The sequence below is a fragment of the Pseudomonas sp. Sample_9 genome, assembly GCF_004307535.1.
Lineage (GTDB): Bacteria > Pseudomonadota > Gammaproteobacteria > Pseudomonadales > Pseudomonadaceae > Aquipseudomonas > Aquipseudomonas mercuritolerans.
This window is the reverse complement of sequence record NZ_RAZO01000036.1, coordinates 1-18,911: the sequence shown is the minus strand read 5'-3', so window position 1 is coordinate 18,911 and position 18,911 is coordinate 1. Positions and strand designations below refer to the sequence as shown.

Annotated in this window: 19 protein-coding genes; 8 read left to right on the top strand and 11 right to left on the bottom strand. The window is 57.0% G+C overall.

Annotated features, from left to right (window positions below; all coding sequences use genetic code 11):
• The 9 genes from D6877_RS02485 to D6877_RS02445 form a co-directional block, all read right to left on the bottom strand.
• Positions 1 to 1,003 (bottom strand): phage portal protein (locus D6877_RS02485; protein ID WP_130909726.1); only part of this gene is annotated, 1,003 nt, incomplete at its 3' end.
• The gene (locus D6877_RS02480) at positions 1,003 to 1,209 is read right to left on the bottom strand and encodes a hypothetical protein (protein ID WP_008087653.1); all 207 of its coding nucleotides are present in this window, start codon (positions 1,207 to 1,209) and stop codon (positions 1,003 to 1,005) included. The genes D6877_RS02485 and D6877_RS02480, both read right to left, overlap by 1 nt.
• Position 1,210: 1 nt before the next feature.
• A complete protein-coding gene (locus tag D6877_RS02475; protein ID WP_130909725.1) occupies positions 1,211 to 3,235 on the bottom strand; it encodes a phage terminase large subunit family protein in 2,025 nt (674 codons plus the stop codon).
• A 4-nt stretch (positions 3,236 to 3,239) separates the two neighbouring features.
• Positions 3,240 to 3,842 (bottom strand): terminase small subunit, encoded by a 603-nt coding sequence (locus tag D6877_RS02470; protein WP_130909724.1) that lies wholly within the window; start codon positions 3,840 to 3,842, stop codon positions 3,240 to 3,242.
• Positions 3,843 to 3,988: 146 nt separating this feature from the next.
• A complete protein-coding gene (locus tag D6877_RS02465) occupies positions 3,989 to 4,333 on the bottom strand; it encodes a phage holin family protein (RefSeq protein ID WP_130909723.1) in 345 nt (114 codons plus the stop codon).
• A 525-nt stretch (positions 4,334 to 4,858) separates the two neighbouring features.
• Positions 4,859 to 5,218 carry a hypothetical protein gene (locus D6877_RS02460; protein ID WP_108183296.1) on the bottom strand — a complete coding sequence of 120 codons (360 nt, stop codon included), beginning with the start codon at positions 5,216 to 5,218 and terminating at the stop codon, positions 4,859 to 4,861.
• Positions 5,211 to 7,427 carry a VapE domain-containing protein gene (locus D6877_RS02455; RefSeq protein ID WP_130909722.1) on the bottom strand — a complete coding sequence of 739 codons (2,217 nt, stop codon included), beginning with the start codon at positions 7,425 to 7,427 and terminating at the stop codon, positions 5,211 to 5,213. Before D6877_RS02455 ends, D6877_RS02460 begins: the two co-directional genes overlap by 8 nt.
• Positions 7,417 to 7,647: a TraR/DksA family transcriptional regulator gene (locus tag D6877_RS02450; protein ID WP_130909721.1), complete on the bottom strand. Its 231-nt coding sequence runs from the start codon at positions 7,645 to 7,647 to the stop codon at positions 7,417 to 7,419. The genes D6877_RS02455 and D6877_RS02450 overlap by 11 nt, the downstream gene beginning before the upstream one ends.
• Positions 7,640 to 8,158 carry a phage regulatory CII family protein gene (locus D6877_RS02445; protein ID WP_083352342.1) on the bottom strand — a complete coding sequence of 173 codons (519 nt, stop codon included), beginning with the start codon at positions 8,156 to 8,158 and terminating at the stop codon, positions 7,640 to 7,642. The genes D6877_RS02450 and D6877_RS02445 overlap by 8 nt, the downstream gene beginning before the upstream one ends.
• 664 nt (positions 8,159 to 8,822) lie before the next feature.
• Here D6877_RS02445 and D6877_RS02435 point away from each other — a divergent pair.
• A complete protein-coding gene (locus D6877_RS02435; RefSeq protein ID WP_130909718.1) occupies positions 8,823 to 9,470 on the top strand; it encodes a LexA family transcriptional regulator in 648 nt (215 codons plus the stop codon).
• A 34-nt stretch (positions 9,471 to 9,504) separates the two neighbouring features.
• On the opposite strand, the gene D6877_RS02430 is transcribed toward D6877_RS02435, so the two are convergent.
• Positions 9,505 to 10,506 (bottom strand): hypothetical protein, encoded by a 1,002-nt coding sequence (locus D6877_RS02430; protein WP_130909717.1) that lies wholly within the window; start codon positions 10,504 to 10,506, stop codon positions 9,505 to 9,507.
• Between the two features lie 348 nt (positions 10,507 to 10,854).
• Here D6877_RS02430 and D6877_RS02425 point away from each other — a divergent pair, with 348 nt between their 5' ends.
• The 6 genes from D6877_RS02425 (at position 10,855) to D6877_RS02395 (ending at position 14,822) form a co-directional block, all read left to right on the top strand.
• A complete protein-coding gene (locus D6877_RS02425) occupies positions 10,855 to 11,445 on the top strand; it encodes a hypothetical protein (protein ID WP_130909716.1) in 591 nt (196 codons plus the stop codon).
• A gap of 10 nt (positions 11,446 to 11,455) precedes the next feature.
• Entirely contained in the window at positions 11,456 to 11,740 is a 285-nt protein-coding gene (locus D6877_RS02420; protein ID WP_130909715.1) for a phage antirepressor KilAC domain-containing protein, read from the top strand.
• Between the two features lie 158 nt (positions 11,741 to 11,898).
• Positions 11,899 to 12,213, top strand: a complete 315-nt coding sequence (locus D6877_RS02415; protein ID WP_130909714.1) for a pyocin activator PrtN family protein — start codon at positions 11,899 to 11,901, stop codon at positions 12,211 to 12,213.
• 57 nt (positions 12,214 to 12,270) lie between these two features.
• Positions 12,271 to 12,738: a hypothetical protein gene (locus D6877_RS02410; protein ID WP_130909713.1), complete on the top strand. Its 468-nt coding sequence runs from the start codon at positions 12,271 to 12,273 to the stop codon at positions 12,736 to 12,738.
• Complete coding sequence (locus tag D6877_RS29765; RefSeq protein WP_241662836.1) at positions 12,735 to 13,349, top strand: hypothetical protein; 615 nt, start codon at positions 12,735 to 12,737, stop codon at positions 13,347 to 13,349. The genes D6877_RS02410 and D6877_RS29765 overlap by 4 nt, the downstream gene beginning before the upstream one ends.
• A gap of 201 nt (positions 13,350 to 13,550) precedes the next feature.
• Positions 13,551 to 14,822: a site-specific integrase gene (locus D6877_RS02395; protein ID WP_130909712.1), complete on the top strand. Its 1,272-nt coding sequence runs from the start codon at positions 13,551 to 13,553 to the stop codon at positions 14,820 to 14,822.
• On the opposite strand, the gene D6877_RS02390 is transcribed toward D6877_RS02395, so the two are convergent.
• Positions 14,782 to 16,119, bottom strand: coding sequence for a PIN domain-containing protein (locus tag D6877_RS02390; RefSeq protein ID WP_130909711.1), 1,338 nt, complete (start codon positions 16,117 to 16,119; stop codon positions 14,782 to 14,784). The two genes, D6877_RS02395 and D6877_RS02390, sit on opposite strands and share 41 nt — an antisense overlap.
• A 226-nt stretch (positions 16,120 to 16,345) precedes the next feature.
• Between D6877_RS02390 and mutS the strand changes: the two genes are divergently transcribed.
• Positions 16,346 to 18,911: DNA mismatch repair protein MutS (gene mutS, locus D6877_RS02385; protein WP_178083618.1), on the top strand; the 2,566-nt coding region annotated here is incomplete at its 3' end.

Genomic DNA, 18,911 nt, shown 5'->3' with positions numbered 1-18,911 from the left:
TCAGTTGTTGCCGCATGAAGTCCGGGTAATTGTTGCCGGCGTCTGGCGGTTTGGAAAACTCAACCTCCTCACCTGCCCCCAGTTCCTGCATGGTGCCGGGTTCGAGAGCGACCATCGGGGTGAAGCCATCGCGATCCAGATCGAGCGGCTGACCGGTCACCGGATCTCTGGGAAGTGGTCCCGAGTCCGGCGCCGGACGCTTGATGAAACCGGCAAACAGGTTGGCCACTTCCTGACGGAACAGCACCGCGTCGTCGTAGTTGTCCAGACTGCGCAGGCGTTTGAGCACCGGCGACAATCGCGGCACACCGCGCAACTGGCCAGGCTCCACCGGTTCGAAGATGTGCAGCACCTGAGTAGCCGGCACGCGGACCAGCTGGTTGTAGCCGGCGTTCAGCGAGGCTGCATCGCGCGGATGCGAGAGGTACATCCAGTACGCCACCCGCTTGCCGCCGGGAGTAAACTCGATGCCAGCGCGGATGACGTTGCCGTTTTTGGTGGTCTCGAATTTGTCGTGCGGCACAAATTCCGGTGCGAGGATCTGCAGCTGCAGCGGAACGGCCAAGCCTTCATCCAGACTGCGAGGACGCAACCGAATGAAGCATTCGCCCGAGGTTTCCACCGTGCGCGCCACCAGCGCCTGCTGGCCGTAGAAGTCGGTGCGATCATCCGCATCCGCCTCATCGACCCAATCTCCCCACAGCTCCTGCAGCAGTCTGCGCAAAGCATCGTCATCAGTCGTAGGCCGGGGAGTGATGCCCGTGCCGATCAGGTTGCTAACGCGCTTGTCGATGACGTTGAAGGCATACGGGTCATTGCGAACTGCTGCACGTGAACGCGACCGCAGGTTTCGCAGTGCCGGGGTGTTGATGCTGTTGATCCCGTTGTCGGGAGCGTCCCAGCCAGTGGAGCGGCGCCCTTCCCCAGCGCCTTCGTAGCTGGCTTTGATGTTGGACGGCAGCACAAATCCGTTACGGGTCAGCGTTGGAAACTGTCGAGCCATCAGACCCCCTTCCCGGCATGGTACAACCGGACCACGCGCGAACGTGGCCCAGCTGCACTTGCCAACGACGAGCGTATTTCCTCGCGTGCCTTGAGGAGCTCATCGACCGTGCGGTATTCCACGGTGCGGTCGGTGTAGCGCACAGTTTTCTCACCGCGAGCAATGGCCGCCTCAACCGCGTCGAGGTGCTTTTTTGTAAAGGACATATCAGCGTCTCTTCAGATAGCCGCTGGTAGAGCTGCGGCGTTGAGGGGGTGCTGCCGGTCGCGCTTGCGTAACCGGTGCAGTGGGTGGTGGTGCGGGCTGGGCTCGGCGTACAGCAGCAGGCGCCGGTGTTTGCTCAACATCAAGTCGCTCGCCCTGAACAGGTTTGACGCCCAAGGCGTCGTCAAACAGGCCCGACTGAGCGAGGGCTTGTCGCACCCTGTCCCAATCGTGTTCCTGGTAGCGGTTGATGCCGAGGTAATGCGCCATGGCGAGGCAGTACACCATCAGGTCGAGCGCTTCGTTGCGCTCGGCCTTGCCCTTCACCCATTCGATGCGCTTGTGGCCGCGTACGTAGCGCACGATTTTACGTTCGGCGACGCACTGGGCGAAGAATTCGTCCGGCAGGTCGTTGGCAAAGTGCAGCGATCCCGGACCGTCCGGGAATGGATAGCGGTTGTAGATCCAGTCTTTGGCAGTGTCGGTACCGACGAACCACAGCTCGGCGCCATTGCGTTCGGTCTGGCCCTTCCACGTCACGTCGACCATGGACGGGCGCTGTGCAATCACCGGTCGGCCCGGCTTGCTCGCGCCCTTGATGGCAAAGATGTTGCGCCAGCGACGGACGCGGCAGAACTGGTAAACCTCATCAGTGTGATGACCGCCGGAGTCGACACCCACGGCGAGAATCGCCAGACCTACGCCGCAGGGATGCCGGTAACGGGCCTTGAGTTTCTCGTCCAGCACCGCCCAGGTACGTTCGTCTGCCGGGTCGCCCCAGATGATCTGGTGGTCGACCACCCAGCGTTCCATGCCGACGCCGAAGCCCATCACCATCAGCTCCAGACGATTGGCCTGAACGTCGACGGCGCCTGTCAGCATCAGCACACCGGCAGGCATTGTGCCAAGGGTGTAGTTCTCTAACCGCGCCCGAGCAATCAGCACTTCAGCCTTGGTCTGTTCGAGCGCGCTGTCCCAGACCTTCGCGAGACGGGTGTTGTAGAACACCTGCATTAGGCTCGTATCACCTTGAGCCTGGGCTTTTTTGGCGTCCTCAAACTCGATGGCAAGTGAAGCCCAGTCCATCCAGCCGGTTGGCGAATAAAGTGCGTTGAGATGAAAGCCAACGGTCTTACCGTCACCAGCCGCATGGGCGCGCCACTCGCCTCGGGCAAGCATGTCGCTCTTGTGGTGTTCCTCGATCAGCACGTCGCATTCAGGGGCCGCGCACTCGTAATGAACAGTGCTGAAGTCCTTGCTGTAATGCAGCCGCTCCCACTCCAGCACCTGCATGTGACCGCAGGTAGGACATGGCACGTAGTAATAGCGCTGGTCGCTGGACTCGAACAGGTCAGCGATCCGCGAGGCGCCTTTGATCGTCGGCGAGCTGGAGAAGTAGATCTTGGCGTTGCGACCGAAGTTGGTCGCCCGCGTCTCTGCCAGCTTGATGGGATCACCCTCTTGCCCGACGTCGTTCTCCCAGCGGTCGACTTCGTCGCCGTAGATATAACGCGCCGACAGCTCCGAAAGGTTGGCCGCAGAACCGGCGGTGGTGACGTATAGCGAGCCACCCTCGAATTCCTTGGTGTCCATCGTGTTGCGTGCGTCCCGCGAGCGGGTGGCCGCGACCCGCTCGCGCAGAACAGGAGTGGCTTTGATGGTCTTGCTTATCCGCCCCGACACGCGCTTGGACAGGCCGAGGCTAGGTAACAGCGCCAGAATATTCGATGGCGCCATGTGGATCAGGCCGCCCATCCAGTTCAGGGCGATCTGGGTTTTCATCAACTGCGAGGCCACCATGGTGATCACGCGTCTGCAAGGGTGAGCCGGCGACAGACAGCGCATTGGCTCGCGGGCATAAGGAGTCCGTGAGGTGCGGTACTGGCCGGGCTCAGGGGCACCGGTGTCACGCGGGATTCGCATGTACTCGTCGGCCCATTCATCAATCCAAAGGTCTGGATCCGGGCGCAGTCCACGGAAATAGTTCTCACGGTACACCTTTGCACCGTCAGAAAATTCCGTGTGCATGGGTTCAGTCCGGTGTCAGGGCATGTTCAAGGTCTGCTGAAGAGAGCCGCTCGGCTTCCTCCAGCGTTCGACGGAAGGTGGCGGTCAGGTGTTTTTCGATCAGCCAAGGATCGGTCATGGTTGCCAGGTCATGGGACAGCTGAGGTAGCGGCCCGAACAATTGATCGCGCAGCAGTCGGCCCGCGTCGTAGGCTCCAGTTTCGACGGCTTTCTTGGATACCAAAGAACCCTGAGCCTTCAGACGCTCGATCTCGGCAAGCATGGCCATGTTGTGTTCGCGCAGAGCGCGGGCCTTTTGGAAGTCAGGAAGCTTGCCGTCGCCGGTAAGCACCTGCGGCGGCGCAGCCGTGGAAGTCGGCTCGCCCTGGGTCGACAGTTGGTTGTAAACGTCACGCTGAATCCGGTCCTGCTGGTGTCGCTCGGCGACGGCGACCTTGCTCGGGTCTGCGGTGTCGCGAATCAGCGCTTCGGTGGCATGCACATCAACCTGTTTACCGTTGGGCGATAGCACCAGACGGTTGTTGTCTTTCAGCCAAGTGATGTAACTCGGCGACCTGCCGAGCCGGGCCGCGAAGGCGCTCTTCGACAGGTAGGTTGGTTCTGTCATGAGCCCTCCTTTTTCAACGTATTTCAATGAATCCTTTCAAGATTTCAATGACTGAAATTTCAGTAAGCTGGCAACCCTGCCGCTAACAGTTTCCCGCGGGTTTCCGACCCCGTACCCACGGAATAACCCCAGGGTCCCCGGCGGTTTCAGGCTGGCCCGCCGCCATTCGGCGGGACATCGCACACGCCAAGCCGCTTGGCGGCCCATCGTTCGTACAACCCAATGGCCACGTCCGCGCCGGCCATTGCCGTTAGGCAACCCAAGGCGCCCGCCGTCCAGAGCGACATGCCCGCCGCGATCATCAGCATCATCGCCGTCACCCCGCAGACAATGCAGGCACCCGACCGAAGCGCGAGCCTGCGCAACAACGCCCAGCCCCGCGCCCCATCCTTGTCGGCCCGCCACATCTCTCCCGATACGCCACCGACCAGAGCCAGGACGATCACTAACCAGATCGGCATTTCTGCCAGTGCTTGTTGCTCGCTTGTCATCGCCTACCCCATGAACGCAAAAACCCGGCGCAATGGCCGGGTTTGGTGGTTGGTGCCTGCCGCTCTCTGCGGTCGCACCTATCGAAGATGACTACTTTTTACAGGTCGATTCCGGTGGCAGCAACCCTGTATTAATGCCACCCGGTGAATAAGTGGGTAACGCAGGGTGAACGCCTAGCGAATGTCGGCGAATACACCTCCCGGCAATCTGTTGTTGCTGTGGTGTCCCATACGTCCCACTTTTCAAAATCGAAGTGGGACGCCTGAGAGCGCCTAAATTCGGGGCTTCGCCCCACTGTCCTACTTATCTTTCTTCTTTCTCGTGTAAAGGAAGAATTTTAAGAACACGCGTTCGCGCGTAAGCGCGTAGTGCTCGCCCGCTACGCTCACACGGGCGGGAGGCACGACTAGGCGGGACGGTGGGACAGCCCAATAAAGACAACGCCCGCACCTGTCCCACTACATCAAAACGCAGCGAGACAAGACGGGCCAGTGGGACAACCAAAACCGGAACGATGCCTGGGGTCACGCAGCCAGCCCCATCATCACGCCGAAGATCTGCAGATGCGCATCATGCAAGCGCTGGTAGTATGTGTCGCGCCCACAACCGCAGTGCGCATACCGCAGGCGCATATCCACATCGAGCGTGCAGTAATGCTCACGCACCACCGTCACCAGCTCTGGCGCGAGGTGCTTGGTCACGATCAGCTCAATGTCCAACGAACTCTCCAGCGGCGCCCGGAAAGCACGCCGCCCCCTGATCAGTTGCCCATTGCTCTCCATCATCATGGCAACCATATTTCCCCCAGCCAGCCCCCCTTTTGAATGTTCCGAATGAAGCTCCTGCGCCCACAACCGAAGTAGCGAATCGATCTCCTTAATCAAAGCAAGGCTCCTCGAACTCCACTCGCTGCAACGCCGAGGCACCGCCCCACCCTGTCGGCTTCTTGTAAGCCCAGGGCCGCTGGCCGCTCTTAGCCAACGCCGGCAACCGAACGCGCCGCCAGCCCAGCCGATGCATAATCGCGCCGACACGCATCTGCTCCGGTTTGCCCCAATGCCCGAAGTCCAACTTCAACGCACTGGTGAGCACGTCACTACCGGTGGTGGTCTCGCCGATCTGCGACTCTTCCAGCCAGGTCAGAATCGGCCCTTCCCACTCATCCACTACGAAGCGTTCGTCCTGCTCCTCGCCGAACATAGCCGCCTCATCCAGCGTCACCCACCAAAGATCGCCCGCGTCGTAACAGAACACCGCCTCGGCCCACAGCTGATTGCGCATCGAGCGCAACAACTCCAGATCCACCTTGGTACACGCGACCGGCCAGTAACGCCGGTTGCCGGTGGCGTCCTTCAGGTACTCATCCTGGTTGGTTGTACCCACGAAAACACACTGGCGTGGCACGTCCATCGTTCTGCGGCCGTAGCTCTCGCGGTAAGTGTCAGTGGACGCCGAAAAGAACTGCTTGGCCTTCGTACTCTCGGCCTTGTTGAAGCTATCCAACTCGCCCAGCTCGACGATCCACTTGCCTCGGATCGCCTGAAAGCCGTCTTTGTCACCCAGCGCAAACGGGGTGTCCATAAACCACTCGCCGCCGAGGATGCTCATCGCCGTCGACTTACCGGCGCCCTGTGCACCTTCCAGAATCATCACCGAGTCAGCCTTGCAACCCGGCTTCATCACTCGCGCCACGGCCGACAACATCCAACGCTTACCGACTTTTGAGGAGTAATCCGTGGCCTTAACGCCCATGATCTCCGTTAGCCAGCTTTCAAGGCGCGGCACCCGATCCCACTCAAGCTTGCGCAGGTACTGCCGCACTGGATGAAACGCATGGTCATGCGCGACCACACTCACCGCCTCGATCACATGCGAGGCCTTGACCCGCAAGTTGTACTGCTGCGCGAGCCACTTCATCACCCGCACATCATCAATGTCCGCCCAATCGCCCGTGCCGCCGCCATAAGGCGCCGCACGCAGCTTGACGATCTTCGAACTGAACGCGCTGTAGCTGATCACACCGGCCCAACGCTCATCGTTGGCCAGGATCAATTCGACGTTCTGCATGTGCGCAATCAGTGCGCCGCTTTCGCTGCGTGCCAGCAGATCCTTCCAACCACCAGCGGCCGGGGGTTTGACCACCGCCAACACCTGACGGCGCACCGCTTCCAAACCTTCTGCGACATGCAGATCGTTGAAGTCGGTCCACTTGGCTTCCCGCTCGCCGGAAAAAATCGGCGCGACCACCTGGCCGCCGACAATCAGCGCCGCGTTGTTTGCTTTCTCTTCACCGGGGTTCCACGCATCGCCATTCGGCTTGGTGGTTTTCCAGTCATCGTCCCGGCAGATGATCAGCGGGCAACCGGCGAAACGCTCGCGCATGGCCTTGCAAACCACCAACAAGTTGCCCGCGTCAAACGCAACGGCCACGGTCAGAGACGTGGCCATATGCAGACTTGCGCCGGTTGCGTAACCCTCACACACCAGCACCGGCTCGCCCGGATCCGGGTGCGGCCCGATCAGATGGAAAGCGCCCTCCTTCGACATGCCGTAAGGCCAATAGGACTTGTCCCGGCCGGTATCCTCTTGCTTGGCTGGGAACACCACCTGCAGGCCAACAATCTCGTCCCGGACATTGCTCATTGGCACCAAGAAAGCGCCGGTGCGCGGCGCATACCGAACGCCGAAGCCGACAATCTGCTTGCGATCCAGATAGTCGCTACGCCCCTTCTCCGGCATGCGCTTGAACATACCCGCCGCCCGCTTGGCCGCACGACGTGCCGCGTTGGCTGAAATCTCAGCCGCCCGCCGTTTGGCCTCTTCCTGCCGAGCGCGCATAACCTCGCGCTCTTCAGGCGACATCCGCCCAGCCTTGACCTTGATCTTCTGAGTCTCACCCGAACGCCAGTCACCGAACGCACCGAAGATCAGCGTCTCGTTTTTCTCAGTGCGCTGCTCGTGAACGACATACCAACCGTTCTTTTCCTTGCCCTTGTCTTGCATCGTTTTGCAGCGGGTCAGCTTGCCGAAAACCAATGGCTGCGCAGGCTCCAGACCGTAATCCGCGAATTGCCCTAATACCTCATCGAGCATGGCGCGCCCCCTTCAACTCTGCGAGGGATAGGCAATCCACGCACTGCGTACAACCGGGCTGCACCAAACGGCGAGCCTCAGGAATTGGGCCATCACAGGCCTCACAGAACAGAAACGAATGCGCCGCCAAGGCGGGCTTGACGGCGAGGAGACGCGCAGCCATCGCCTGATCAATGCGCTCCTGCACCAGGTCATTAGCGAAGTCGACGATATCAACCACGATCAGTACCCCGCGTCGTCTGATTGACGTAGGTGGCGCGGTTGAACAACCCCAACAGCCCTTGAATCCCACGGAACACCTGCAGGCGAATCGCGGCCAGTTCCTCATCGGAAACCACCCCGTCACCAATGCTCTTGGCCCAGGTATCCGCCAGATCCGCGACCTGTCGAAAGTACTCGGCAATACCGGTGGTCAACGTCTCGGGCATGTCGTTGGTATATGCCTCAGCCAGCTCCTGCCAAGTCGTGTCACCGACCAAGGCATGCACCGCATCCAGAATGCGTCGATCCTTGGTCAGCTCCAGAATCTCGCCGAATTCTTGAATGTTCACCGTGTGGCTAGGGTGGGTTGGAGACAGCTTGTGCTGCAGCGTGGTCGCATTTCGGCCGGTGGTGGCGGCGATGGCGGCGGCGCCGCCGGGGTAGTCCCGAGCGGCGTGGTAAAGCGCGAGATCGAGCGGCAAAACTTCCCGCTGCGCCCGCTCAACAGAACTCAGAGCGATACGGCTCATGGCATTAATCCTTGTAAGTTGCCAGTGCCGCGCGACATGCAGTGGTGATACATTTGCCGCGTGGCTTGAAAGGGCCCAAACGCCGGCTAGATCTTCGGGATCGATACCGGCACCGTGCCGGGGCGAGCAATCCGTTGCTCACCCCTGGCGCAACAGCTGCCAAATCTGTGGTGGAAGAGGCAGCAACACCAAGGCTTCCGAGCCTTGGAAAAGCGCGATAAAGAGAGGTGGTTGCATGTGGTGTGCCCGCCTATCTTTATCGCGACCCGACAGCGCAGTGGTGGTGCGTGTCGGGAGGAACTGGGCGACCTTTGGGTCGCCTTTTTTCTTACTACGCTACTAGGCTAGCTGGGGCGACCTCCGTTATACCGAAGTGCTGCAAAACCTCCGCCAGGGATACCTGTCCTTCGCTCTCCCGAGTCAACGCTTTAATCAAATTAACGCTTGGATCTTTGCTCGCGTACTTTACGTGAACGCGCAGGTAGCTCAGTGCAATGCCACACCGCCCCGCATAGGCTTCCAGCTCAAGGTTGTCCAAACGATCTAGGTAGTCTCGTAGCTTCATATTTTGTCCTCATGAACCCAAATATTAACCTTCAAGGTTATTTTTATCAACACCCCAAAACACATTCACCTGTCAGGTTAATTCAGCGAAAATCTGTGCATGAAAATTTCTGATACTCGACTTCAAAATTTCCGTCGAATCCTGGCTGAGCGGAAGCTTCGCCTGACTGATATCGCCGAACGCCTAGGAAAAGCACCTGCACAAGTGAGCGCGTTTGGTGGAAAGAATCCGTCAAAAGGCATAGGCGATCAAATTGCACGAGAGATCGAGAAGGCTTTGCACCTTCACGAAGGCTATCTAGATTTGCCGTTTGGAGTAGGTGAGTTCAGCAATGCTACGATTTTGAGTCATACCGGCCGAAAGTTGCCTGTCATTGGATCAATTGCAGCAGGGGCTTGGTGTGAAGCACACGGAAGCTTTGATTCCCGGGATGCTGAAGAATGGATCGACGCACCTGGGCCAGTAGGCCCTCGTGCTTTCATTCTTCGCGTGGAGGGAATCAGTATGGAGCCAAAATTTATGGAAGGAGACAAAATTGTCATTGACCCATCACTTGAAGCTCTTCCGGGACATTTCGTGGCCGCAAAAAGAACCAGAGATCAAGCAACAACTCTAAAGCAATTAAAACAAGAAGGTGGCGAGCAGTATCTCTATGCACTAAATCCTGACTGGCCAGAACGAATAATAAAAATGACTGAGGAGTGGAGCATTTGCGGTAGAGCACGCTGGAAAATCTCAGAACTTTGAAAGAGTTCAAAAATTCCTCCAGCGCTGAACGACTTCAGACAGATATCTCACGGGGCAAAAGCGCAATTTCACCGATAAAGAGATATGTATGGATCACAGCTAGTTTTGCTTCCTGAACTGAAACATCTACATGGACTCCTTTGCAAGTCTTCTCATATATCGCATCCAACCTTGCTGCAAGAAATTCGAGCTCGGAACTGAGGATAGCCTCATTACTACCACTTTTCTCTCGTTCTGACATGTAAGCTAAAAGTCTATTTTTATACTGCTCTTCGCCGACCTTCCTCGGCTTACCTTTCGGGTCTATCCAATCAGAAGTAGACGCCGGAAAAAGCGAGTCGGCGATTGTCATCAGCAACCGTCGGCAGGACGTTAACGCTGCTGTTCTCGACTCGACAGATCCTTCTGCCATCCGCTCGTTGATCGCAACTATCTTCTCAGCTGCCTTTGGGCAATGCGCACGAACAAAGCTATCGATTTCACTTCTTGCCCCTTCAAAAATATCTTGCGCAGCATCTCCCAACTCAAGTGCAAGATACATATCTGTTGCATAGTTATGAACGCCAGAAATCAAGGAAACCAAAGTCGACTTGTGATTCGAATAATTTTCTTTGTGCGCCTTTTGTATTTTGAATTGACTGCTCAGGAGCTGTTCTGTGGCATTCTTCTCTAAAAAATCTTTGACTGCCCCAATCGCGACCGGTGAGAAGGTCGAGAGACTTAGATGCGCACCTGCAACCATTGCCTCAATTTCAGACAAACTTTGCGTGGTATATTCACCTCTGGCTACATCATACCGCCCCGAGGCAATCGCATACTTAGTACAACTGCCTAATTTTGAGAAATTAAACGCATCTGGGTAACCTTTAGTTTCGTAATCCAACCAAAGCTGTGCATCCTCATCCCGCATCAGCCTGGCCAAACGTTTTGCCCTCATCAGTACCTTATCAATCGTTGACGATGAGTTTTCAAGATCATCCAATAGTGAAGCCGCAACCGATCGCGCCTCACTAATCCTTGTGTTCTGCTCAGCCATTCTTCCCTCTCAAAATCACGCTAAATCGTGTGCGATCATAATGACATCGTAACCCTCCTTGGTGAAGGAATCGCTTTCATGAGAAAAATACACCTATGTAGTTATCAGAAACTTGATATGTTAACCTTTTAGGTTATTTTTGCTGAACTCTTTCACCACAGAGCGAAGCAATACCATGCACACCACAGCAACCCTGCACGTCCACCCAACGGCTGCCAACCCTGTCCAAATCTTTGAGATTCGCCGCTTAGCCCGTGAATACGGCTGCGCGTTTGTCACCACCAAACCGAAGCTGGAAGCACGCACTAGTCGCGGCCCATTCGATCCGAACAGCGGAGGGCACGCGGCATGATCAAGTACAAAATCGACAACCGCACCCTGCATCTGCTCAATGCTCAGGTCAACCTGACCGAGACTTTCAACCACGTACTACGGACCGCGCCTAGGCGCGAGTGCCTGGCGTTTCGCCTCAAGGTTGAGCGTGGCATCTCGGAAAGCACCTTCGTCGTGGAGCTGGGCAGCGAACGTCACACGCTAACCCTGCAGAACGAAAAAAAGATGCATCTCAAGCTCGCCGACTTCATCGAAGAGATCGCCAATGGCCCGTTTGATGCGAGCAACACCAGCGACCTGCTGCACCGTCCCCACGCTAGCCGCGAATATGGCCGCTTTGAAGTCTCGGACAAGCAGCGAGTGTTTGAGCTGGTGCGCACCGGCGGTGTGCTGAACCTCGACATGGGTTTCGATTACCCGCTAATCGTCGCGCTTCATCGCACTCAAACTCGTTCAGGCGTAACCACCATCCTGAGCATCGGCAACAAAACCCCTCACACACGTTGCTTCACCGTGTACGGCAGCGATGTCGAGATCTACGGCAAAGTCAGCGAGTCCATCAACCATCTTGCTGCAGCGGCAACACCAGCTGCGCACGCGGCATGAGGGGCACACCATGGAACGCACCCTCGCCCAAGCCGCAACCCACCTCGGCCTGACTCGGCCGAAGCTCATCGCACGCATGCGTGAAAAAGGTCTGCTCAACGAGCGGAACCTACCGGCCTATCCCAACCGTGATCGCGACTACCTGCGAATCAAGGACGGCCAGTGGTTCCACGACCAGCTCGGCATGCAGTACAGCCAATCGACCCGGATCAAACAACCCGGTATCCGTTGGCTGGCTGAACAGTTGGGAATCGACCTACCCGCCATTCCGGCAGACAGCCGTGACGTGGCCTAGGGAATACGCCCGCCAGATCATCGCCATGCGGACACGAGAGGAGCGCAACGCCGCGCTCCTCGAAGTGCCCGAACATCTGCGCGAGCTGACCAAACGGCACTGCCTGAACGCCTGGAACCACCCGGCCAGAAAACAACGCAAGGAGGCCCAACAAAGCCATGAGTAACACAGCACAAAACCCGCTCCGCCTGCACCCGGCACCGGAATCAGCCACCGTCGAATTGCTTTACCGCATCTTCGGCGACGTCCTGATCCCGCTCGACAAAGTGCGAGAGCAGTACTTCCGCAACCTCAACGAGCAATCGTTCGTGGCCGAGATCAGCAGCGGCCGCATCCAGCTCCCAATCACCACGCTGGACACCAGCCGCAAGGCGCCGAAGTACGCCCACATCCGGCACGTCGCCTCATTGATCGATATCCGCGCCTACAAGGCCGACGAAGACATGCAGCGACAGCAGGACGAGACCGAGTAACACCCATAACTGAATGGCTGCCACCACCAGCCGAAGAGTTCACCAGGAGCACACCACATGACTGCGGTTCAAATCTACGCGCTGATAACGATCGTCCTCATGGTCGCCGGCGTTTACTGGCTCGCCTACCGCCACGGCTTCAACAGCGGCCGCGCCGAGGGACATTCAGAGGGCTACAGCGAGGGCTACGACGTCGGCGGCTGTGTTGGGTATCGAGACGGCCAAGCGATCCAGAGCGCTGATAGCGCGGAAGAAATCCGCAACTTGCAGCACACGCTTGATCAGGCGCATGACCAACGCAAGAAACTGTACACCCACTACGAACGCGCCTTGGCTGCCTCAAAACTTGGCGAACAGGAACGACTGACCCTACTGGAAATCGCCGAGAAACTCCCGATCGCATCTGAAACGTTCAGCGCCTTTCGCACCGGCAAAAAGCTGGAACGCGATACCAGCGCCCTCCGTGACCAGGCGCTAGCCATGGCTGCCCTGCTGGAACCGGCCGAGCAGGAGAACGCCGCATGAGCGAAATCCGCCCCCAATCCAGCATTCACTGCAACCCGGCCAACGCCCCATCAGCGATTTATGCACCAACGCGCACTCAGATTTCGGAGGAAAGCGGCATGCAAATGGACCAGCACGACACCCAAACCACGACCGCTTTGCTCCGCAAGGAAACTAGCGTCGACACAATAGAAACAAACAGTCTCTGCTGCGCAGCAGCAGGCATTATTGCTCCTTCCAGCAGCACGACCGAGGCGCTTGTACCCCACGAAACGCTGCGCGAGGCAGCGACCCCCAATGCCACGCTAAACGCTCAGAATCGCCCGCCCGCGCAGCTTGCAGAGGGGTATAAGCACCCCGCTTGCATGTCCGAACACTCCGCGAAAATTGCAGCCAACAAGGTGCAGATCGATGAGCGTGCCGAGTTTGAGAAAGAGTTCGCAGTGCCCGAGGGACTGCAATACTGCACACAGCGAGGCACGTACATCACCGCACCAGGCGCGAAGACATCCGACTCATTCGCCCGTGAGCATTACGCGTACCGGGCCGGCTTCGCCGCGTGGAGTCGCAGAGCGTGGAAGCATGCCGCGCTAGTTGCTCAGCAAGAAGGGGCGTGCCCATGCAGCCTCTAACATTCGTCCTGCGTGGGATGCTGCAGGAGACACCATCATGAGCCTCCCTCGCTGGGTAATGATCAACCGAGCCTCCGAACTCACCGGATATAGCGAAGACGCAATTCGCCACAAGGTTAAGAACGGTACGTGGGCTCAAGGCAGGGTCTGGCGCAAGACGCCAGACGGCCGAATCGCAATCAACATGACGGAGTATGACAAGTGGGCCGAGAGCGCACCGCAGCAAGCGGCCTAGAAGCAGAGCTGGCTAAACACAAAGGGATTGAAATACACGGCGGAAGTATTCGCGTCGTGTTCATGTGGCGGCGAATTCGCTGCCGCGAGACCCTTGGCCTGCCTGTAACTAAAGCTAACATCAAGCATGCCGCCCTACTCAGGGCGGCAATTCTTCACGAGATCAAGACGGGGAATTTTGAATACGGTCGTCACTTCCCAAACTCAAAAAATGCGACCAACTACACGGCCGTAAAAGACGAGCGGATCGGGGCCTTGATGGAACGTTACAAACCGCTGAAGGCCGTCGACATAACTCCGATGACTGAGGAAAAATACAGCTACGCATTGGATATCTGTGCCGGTCTGCTCGGCTCGGAACGCCTTGCGGGCATCCTGTTACCCGAAGATATTCAGCGACTGAGGACTCAACTGATCGCCACCAGGGCGCCGTCGACGGCGAACCATTACCTGGCTACTTTCGCTGGCTTCTTAGCGTGGTGTGAAGACAACAGATATTGCCGTGAGGGGTTAGCGGCGGCTTGCGTACGTTTCGCGATGACCGGACGAGAGCCCGATCCGCTGACGAAGGCAGAGTTCGATCAGTTGATAAATAAGGGCTGTTTACACGTTCAGGATTCGGCTGCGATCACACTCGCCGTTTACACAGGACTTCGGCCCGGGGAGTTATGCGGGCTGGCGGTGGAGGATATTGACCTCGAAACAGGGCAGCTACACATAACCCGAGCCATCACTGCGGACGGCACATTCAAAGTCCCCAAGACTGGCAAGCCTCGCACCGTGTTTTTGATGCCACCAGCACTCGATGCGTGCAAAACACTCACCGGTCTCGTTGCCAACCATGAACCTAGGACGATCGAGATCTATATGAATCGGCATGAGAGAAGGCAAGAGACGGTAACGCCATTGCTGTCTCCGACCACGCAGGCACGCAAGAAGGTTATCAACCACTGGTATGTACCGACATCTTGGAACACGAAGTGGGCAGCAATACAAAAGCGCTCAGGTATTCGTGCACGCCGGCCATATCAAAGTCGCCACACCTACGCCTGCTGGTGCCTGACTGCTAGGGGCAATCTTGCTTTCATCGCAAAACAAATGGGGCATATAGATTTCACGATGTTGGTAAAAGTATATGCAAAATGGATGGATGACGAGTCGCCAGTTGAACTCGCTAAAATTTGGAATGCTCTGAAATCTATTCCCCACCATCATCAAGTAGAGAGTTCTGAAGTTTAATATTTTCAATCACCTGACTCCGTAGCAATGCCAACTCTTCCTCTTTATTGCCAATCAACGTATCGAGCACTATCAATCTGTGGCGAGCGTTGATTAGCGTCTTATCCTCCGAACCTACCCCGCTCGACATTAGATTATGGCTAAATTTTGTTAAGCTCTCATGCTCTGTTCGCAAGCTATCTAGTTCAGTGCGCAACACTGTTGCGCGCTGCCGAACAAATATTCTCTGCTCTCTTATTAAATCAAGCTGCGCATCAGTTGTTTCATCATTCACCCATTGATTCGCACGCGTTGGAGTATGGTGACGCCACCAATTCCCAATTGAACCTGCAACAATTGGACGCATAAACTCCGCCAAAGGCATGTTTGCATTCACAGCCTTATCTAATAGAACCTGATCAAACTCACTTGCCAAGTCCGCATCTGCCTTGTTAATGGCCCTAACCTCTTCCACTACTACATCGGAGGTGTCTTGCGCAAGATAATCGTTAGCTTTGAGCAAGAATGCATCAGTTGCATAAAGGTAAAAATCCTTATTGACTTCAAGCATAAATTCTTTACTTAGCGCAGGAAGAGCACCGACCAATGTTTTGTCCGACTTCAGCCACCAGTCGTCCTTTTTTTCGCCAGTGACTAATATAACCGATTTATCAGCCTCGACTGCCTTGTCTATAATTTGCTTCCAAAGAATTAAATCACCAAATTTTTTAAGTTTGAGTTTATCAGTGGTGGCCTCGGGCATTTTTCCGCCATCCTGAAAACCCGGTGGAATATTTTCCAAATAACGCACCTCGCCCTCAACGGCTACATCTTGCAATTGCTCAATACTGTAAGGACGCCCCACCTTACCATTTAAAAGAGTACCGATGCGAGCCTTTATCACATCCTCCTCAATAAAGGACAAATATTTTCGCTTATTATCCTGCAACTCTTTGAGCATCAAATCATAAGATTCAATAAATTTATTAAAAACCCACTCCGAAACAAACGGATGTCTAGATCCAGAATTAAACTTTTCTTTCGCTGCCTTCAGCCCATTAATTGACTTAGCGTAAGCATCCGTTTGATCCTCAATCACCTTTAATCGATTATCAAAATACTCTTGCGCAACCTGGTATGGAATCCACAGCCGATCACCTAATGACTCCATCACTTTGAATAATGCATCTCTTGATGAATCAGAAAACCTATACAAATCCAGTAGCACATTTGTATCTAATACAAATAAGCAAGTCTCCCAGAGCTTTTGCTGCCGACTTGGTTCTTCCACAAAAAATTCTGGGAAAGCGTCTTTCATGATTGCGCCTACGGATCAGATGGTCTGCAAACTTGATAGCACACAGCTATGACTTCCGCTACCTAATGCATGATCGGGAAGTGAGTAGGTACATCGTGTGTTAACCTCGCCTCACATTTCTAACCGCGCGGGGCACAAGGCCTTCATCTCCATTTGAGTCATGAAAAGCCCCAATTTTGCCCCTCGCTTTTGAATAGACAGCGCTAACCACCTGATGAATAAAGCAATTTCTGATTTATCCTCCCACACTCCGATGATGCAGCAATACTGGCGCCTGAAGAATCAGCACCCGGACCAGCTGATGTTCTATCGCATGGGCGATTTCTACGAGATCTTCTACGAAGATGCGAAGAAAGCCGCCAAGTTGCTGGACATCACCCTGACCGCGCGCGGGCAGTCGGCGGGTCAGGCGATTCCGATGTGTGGGATTCCTTACCACGCGGCGGAAGGTTACCTGGCGAAACTGGTCAAGCTCGGCGAGTCGGTGGTGATCTGTGAACAGGTCGGCGACCCTGCCACCAGCAAGGGCCCGGTGGAGCGTCAAGTCGTACGGATCATCACGCCGGGGACAGTCAGCGACGAGGCACTGCTGGATGAACGCCGCGATAACCTGATTGCAGCGGTATTGGGCGACGAGCGTCTGTTCGGTCTGGCGGTGCTGGACATCACCAGCGGCAACTTCACCGTGCTCGAGATCAAAGGCTGGGAAAACCTGCTGGCAGAACTGGAGCGGGTCAACCCGGTGGAACTGCTGATTCCGGATGACTGGCCGAAAGACCTGCCGGCGGAAAAACGCCGTGGCGTACGTCGTCGTGCGCCCTGGGACTTCGAGCGTGACTCTGCGTTGAAAAGTCTCTGCCAGCAGTTTTCCACCCAAGACCTGAAAGGCTTCGGCTGCGAAAACCTGACCCTGGCCATCGGCGCTGCCGGCTGCCTGCTGGCCTACGCCAAGGAAACCCAGCGCACCGCCCTGCCCCACTTGCGCAGCCTGCGTCACGAACGCCTCGATGACACCGTGGTGCTCGACGGCGCCAGCCGGCGCAATCTGGAACTCGACACCAATCTGGCCGGTGGCCGCGACAACACTCTGCAATCGGTGGTCGATCGCTGCCAGACCGCCATGGGCAGTCGCTTGCTGACTCGCTGGCTGAATCGGCCGCTGCGCGATCTGACGGTACTGCTCGCCCGCCAGACGTCGATCCGTTGCCTGCTCGACGGTTACCGCTTCGAAAAGCTGCAACCGCAGCTCAAGGAAATCGGCGACATCGAGCGAATCCTGGCGCGGATCGGCCTGCGCAATGCGCGGCCGCGTGACCTTGCGCGTCTGCGCGATGCACTCGGCGCGCTGCCCGAACTGCAAGTGGCGATGACTGATCTGGAAGCGCCGCATTTGCAACATCTGGCGGCCACCACCAGCACTTACCCGGAACTGGCGGCGCTGCTGGCCAAAGCCATTATCGACAATCCGCCTGCGGTGATCCGTGACGGCGGTGTGCTGAAAACCGGTTACGACAGTGAGCTCGACGAACTGCAATCGCTGAGCGAAAACGCCGGTCAGTTCCTCATCGATCTGGAAGCCCGGGAGAAGGCTCGCACCGGTCTGGCCAATCTGAAAGTCGGCTACAACCGTATCCACGGCTACTTCATCGAGCTGCCGAGCAAGCAGGCTGAATCGGCGCCCGCTGACTACATCCGCCGGCAGACGCTCAAAGGTGCCGAGCGTTTCATCACGCCCGAGCTGAAAGAATTCGAAGACAAGGCGCTGTCGGCCAAGAGTCGCGCGCTGGCTCGGGAAAAGATGCTTTATGAAGCGCTGCTCGAAGACTTGATCAGCCAGTTGCCGCCGTTGCAGGACACCGCCGGCGCATTGGCCGAGCTGGATGTGCTGAGCAACCTTGCCGAACGTGCGTTGAACCTCGACCTGAATTGCCCGCGGTTCGTCAGCGAGCCGTGCATGCGCATCACCCAGGGTCGTCACCCGGTAGTCGAGCAAGTGCTGACCACACCGTTCGTGGCCAACGACCTGAGCCTGGACGACAACACGCGCATGCTGGTCATCACTGGCCCGAACATGGGTGGTAAATCCACTTACATGCGGCAAACCGCTTTGATCGTGCTGCTGGCACATATCGGCAGTTTCGTGCCGGCCGCCAGTTGCGAGTTGTCGCTGGTGGACCGGATTTTCACCCGCATCGGTTCCAGCGATGACCTCGCCGGTGGTCGCTCGACCTTCATGGTCGAGATGAGCGAAACCGCCAACATCCTGCACAACGCTACCGAGCGCAGCTTGGTGCTGATGGACGAAGTCGGGCGCGGCACCAGCACCTTCGACGGTCTCTCACTGGCGTGGGCGGCGGCCGAGCGTCTGGCCCATCTGCGCGCCTATACGCTGTTCGCCACGCACTATTTTGAACTGACCGTGCTGCCGGAAGCCGAACCCCTTGTAGCTAACGTGCACCTCAACGCCACCGAGCACAACGAACGCATCGTGTTCCTTCACCATGTTCTGCCTGGGCCAGCCAGCCAGAGCTATGGCTTGGCGGTGGCGCAACTGGCCGGCGTGCCGAGCGAAGTGATCCTGCGAGCACGGGAGCATTTGAGCCGTCTTGAAGACACCGCCCTGCCCCACGAAGCGCCGAAACCGGCAGCCAAGGGCAAGCCGTCGACGCCACAGCAAAGCGACATGTTCGCCTCGCTGCCGCATCCGGTGCTCGATGAATTGGCCAAAGTCGATCTGGACGACATGACGCCACGCCGTGCGCTGGAAATGCTCTATGCACTGAAGAACCGGA

Bases quoted from the DNA above. Each gene is read 5' to 3' on its own strand.
- D6877_RS02430 (WP_130909717.1), bottom strand. From the start codon at position 10,506: ATGGCTGAGCAGAACACAAGGATTAGTGAGGCGCGATCGGTTGCGGCT.
- D6877_RS02470 (WP_130909724.1), bottom strand. From the start codon at position 3,842: ATGACAGAACCAACCTACCTGTCGAAGAGCGCCTTCGCGGCCCGGCTC.
- D6877_RS02410 (WP_130909713.1), top strand. From the start codon at position 12,271: ATGACTGCGGTTCAAATCTACGCGCTGATAACGATCGTCCTCATGGTC.
- D6877_RS02420 (WP_130909715.1), top strand. From the start codon at position 11,456: ATGGAACGCACCCTCGCCCAAGCCGCAACCCACCTCGGCCTGACTCGG.
- D6877_RS02435 (WP_130909718.1), top strand. From the start codon at position 8,823: ATGAAAATTTCTGATACTCGACTTCAAAATTTCCGTCGAATCCTGGCT.
- D6877_RS02425 (WP_130909716.1), top strand. From the start codon at position 10,855: ATGATCAAGTACAAAATCGACAACCGCACCCTGCATCTGCTCAATGCT.
- D6877_RS02390 (WP_130909711.1), bottom strand. From the start codon at position 16,119: ATGAAAGACGCTTTCCCAGAATTTTTTGTGGAAGAACCAAGTCGGCAG.
- D6877_RS29765 (WP_241662836.1), top strand. From the start codon at position 12,735: ATGAGCGAAATCCGCCCCCAATCCAGCATTCACTGCAACCCGGCCAAC.
- D6877_RS02415 (WP_130909714.1), top strand. From the start codon at position 11,899: ATGAGTAACACAGCACAAAACCCGCTCCGCCTGCACCCGGCACCGGAA.
- D6877_RS02465 (WP_130909723.1), bottom strand. From the start codon at position 4,333: ATGACAAGCGAGCAACAAGCACTGGCAGAAATGCCGATCTGGTTAGTG.
- D6877_RS02475 (WP_130909725.1), bottom strand. From the start codon at position 3,235: ATGCACACGGAATTTTCTGACGGTGCAAAGGTGTACCGTGAGAACTAT.
- D6877_RS02455 (WP_130909722.1), bottom strand. From the start codon at position 7,427: ATGCTCGATGAGGTATTAGGGCAATTCGCGGATTACGGTCTGGAGCCT.
- D6877_RS02445 (WP_083352342.1), bottom strand. From the start codon at position 8,158: ATGAGCCGTATCGCTCTGAGTTCTGTTGAGCGGGCGCAGCGGGAAGTT.
- D6877_RS02480 (WP_008087653.1), bottom strand. From the start codon at position 1,209: ATGTCCTTTACAAAAAAGCACCTCGACGCGGTTGAGGCGGCCATTGCT.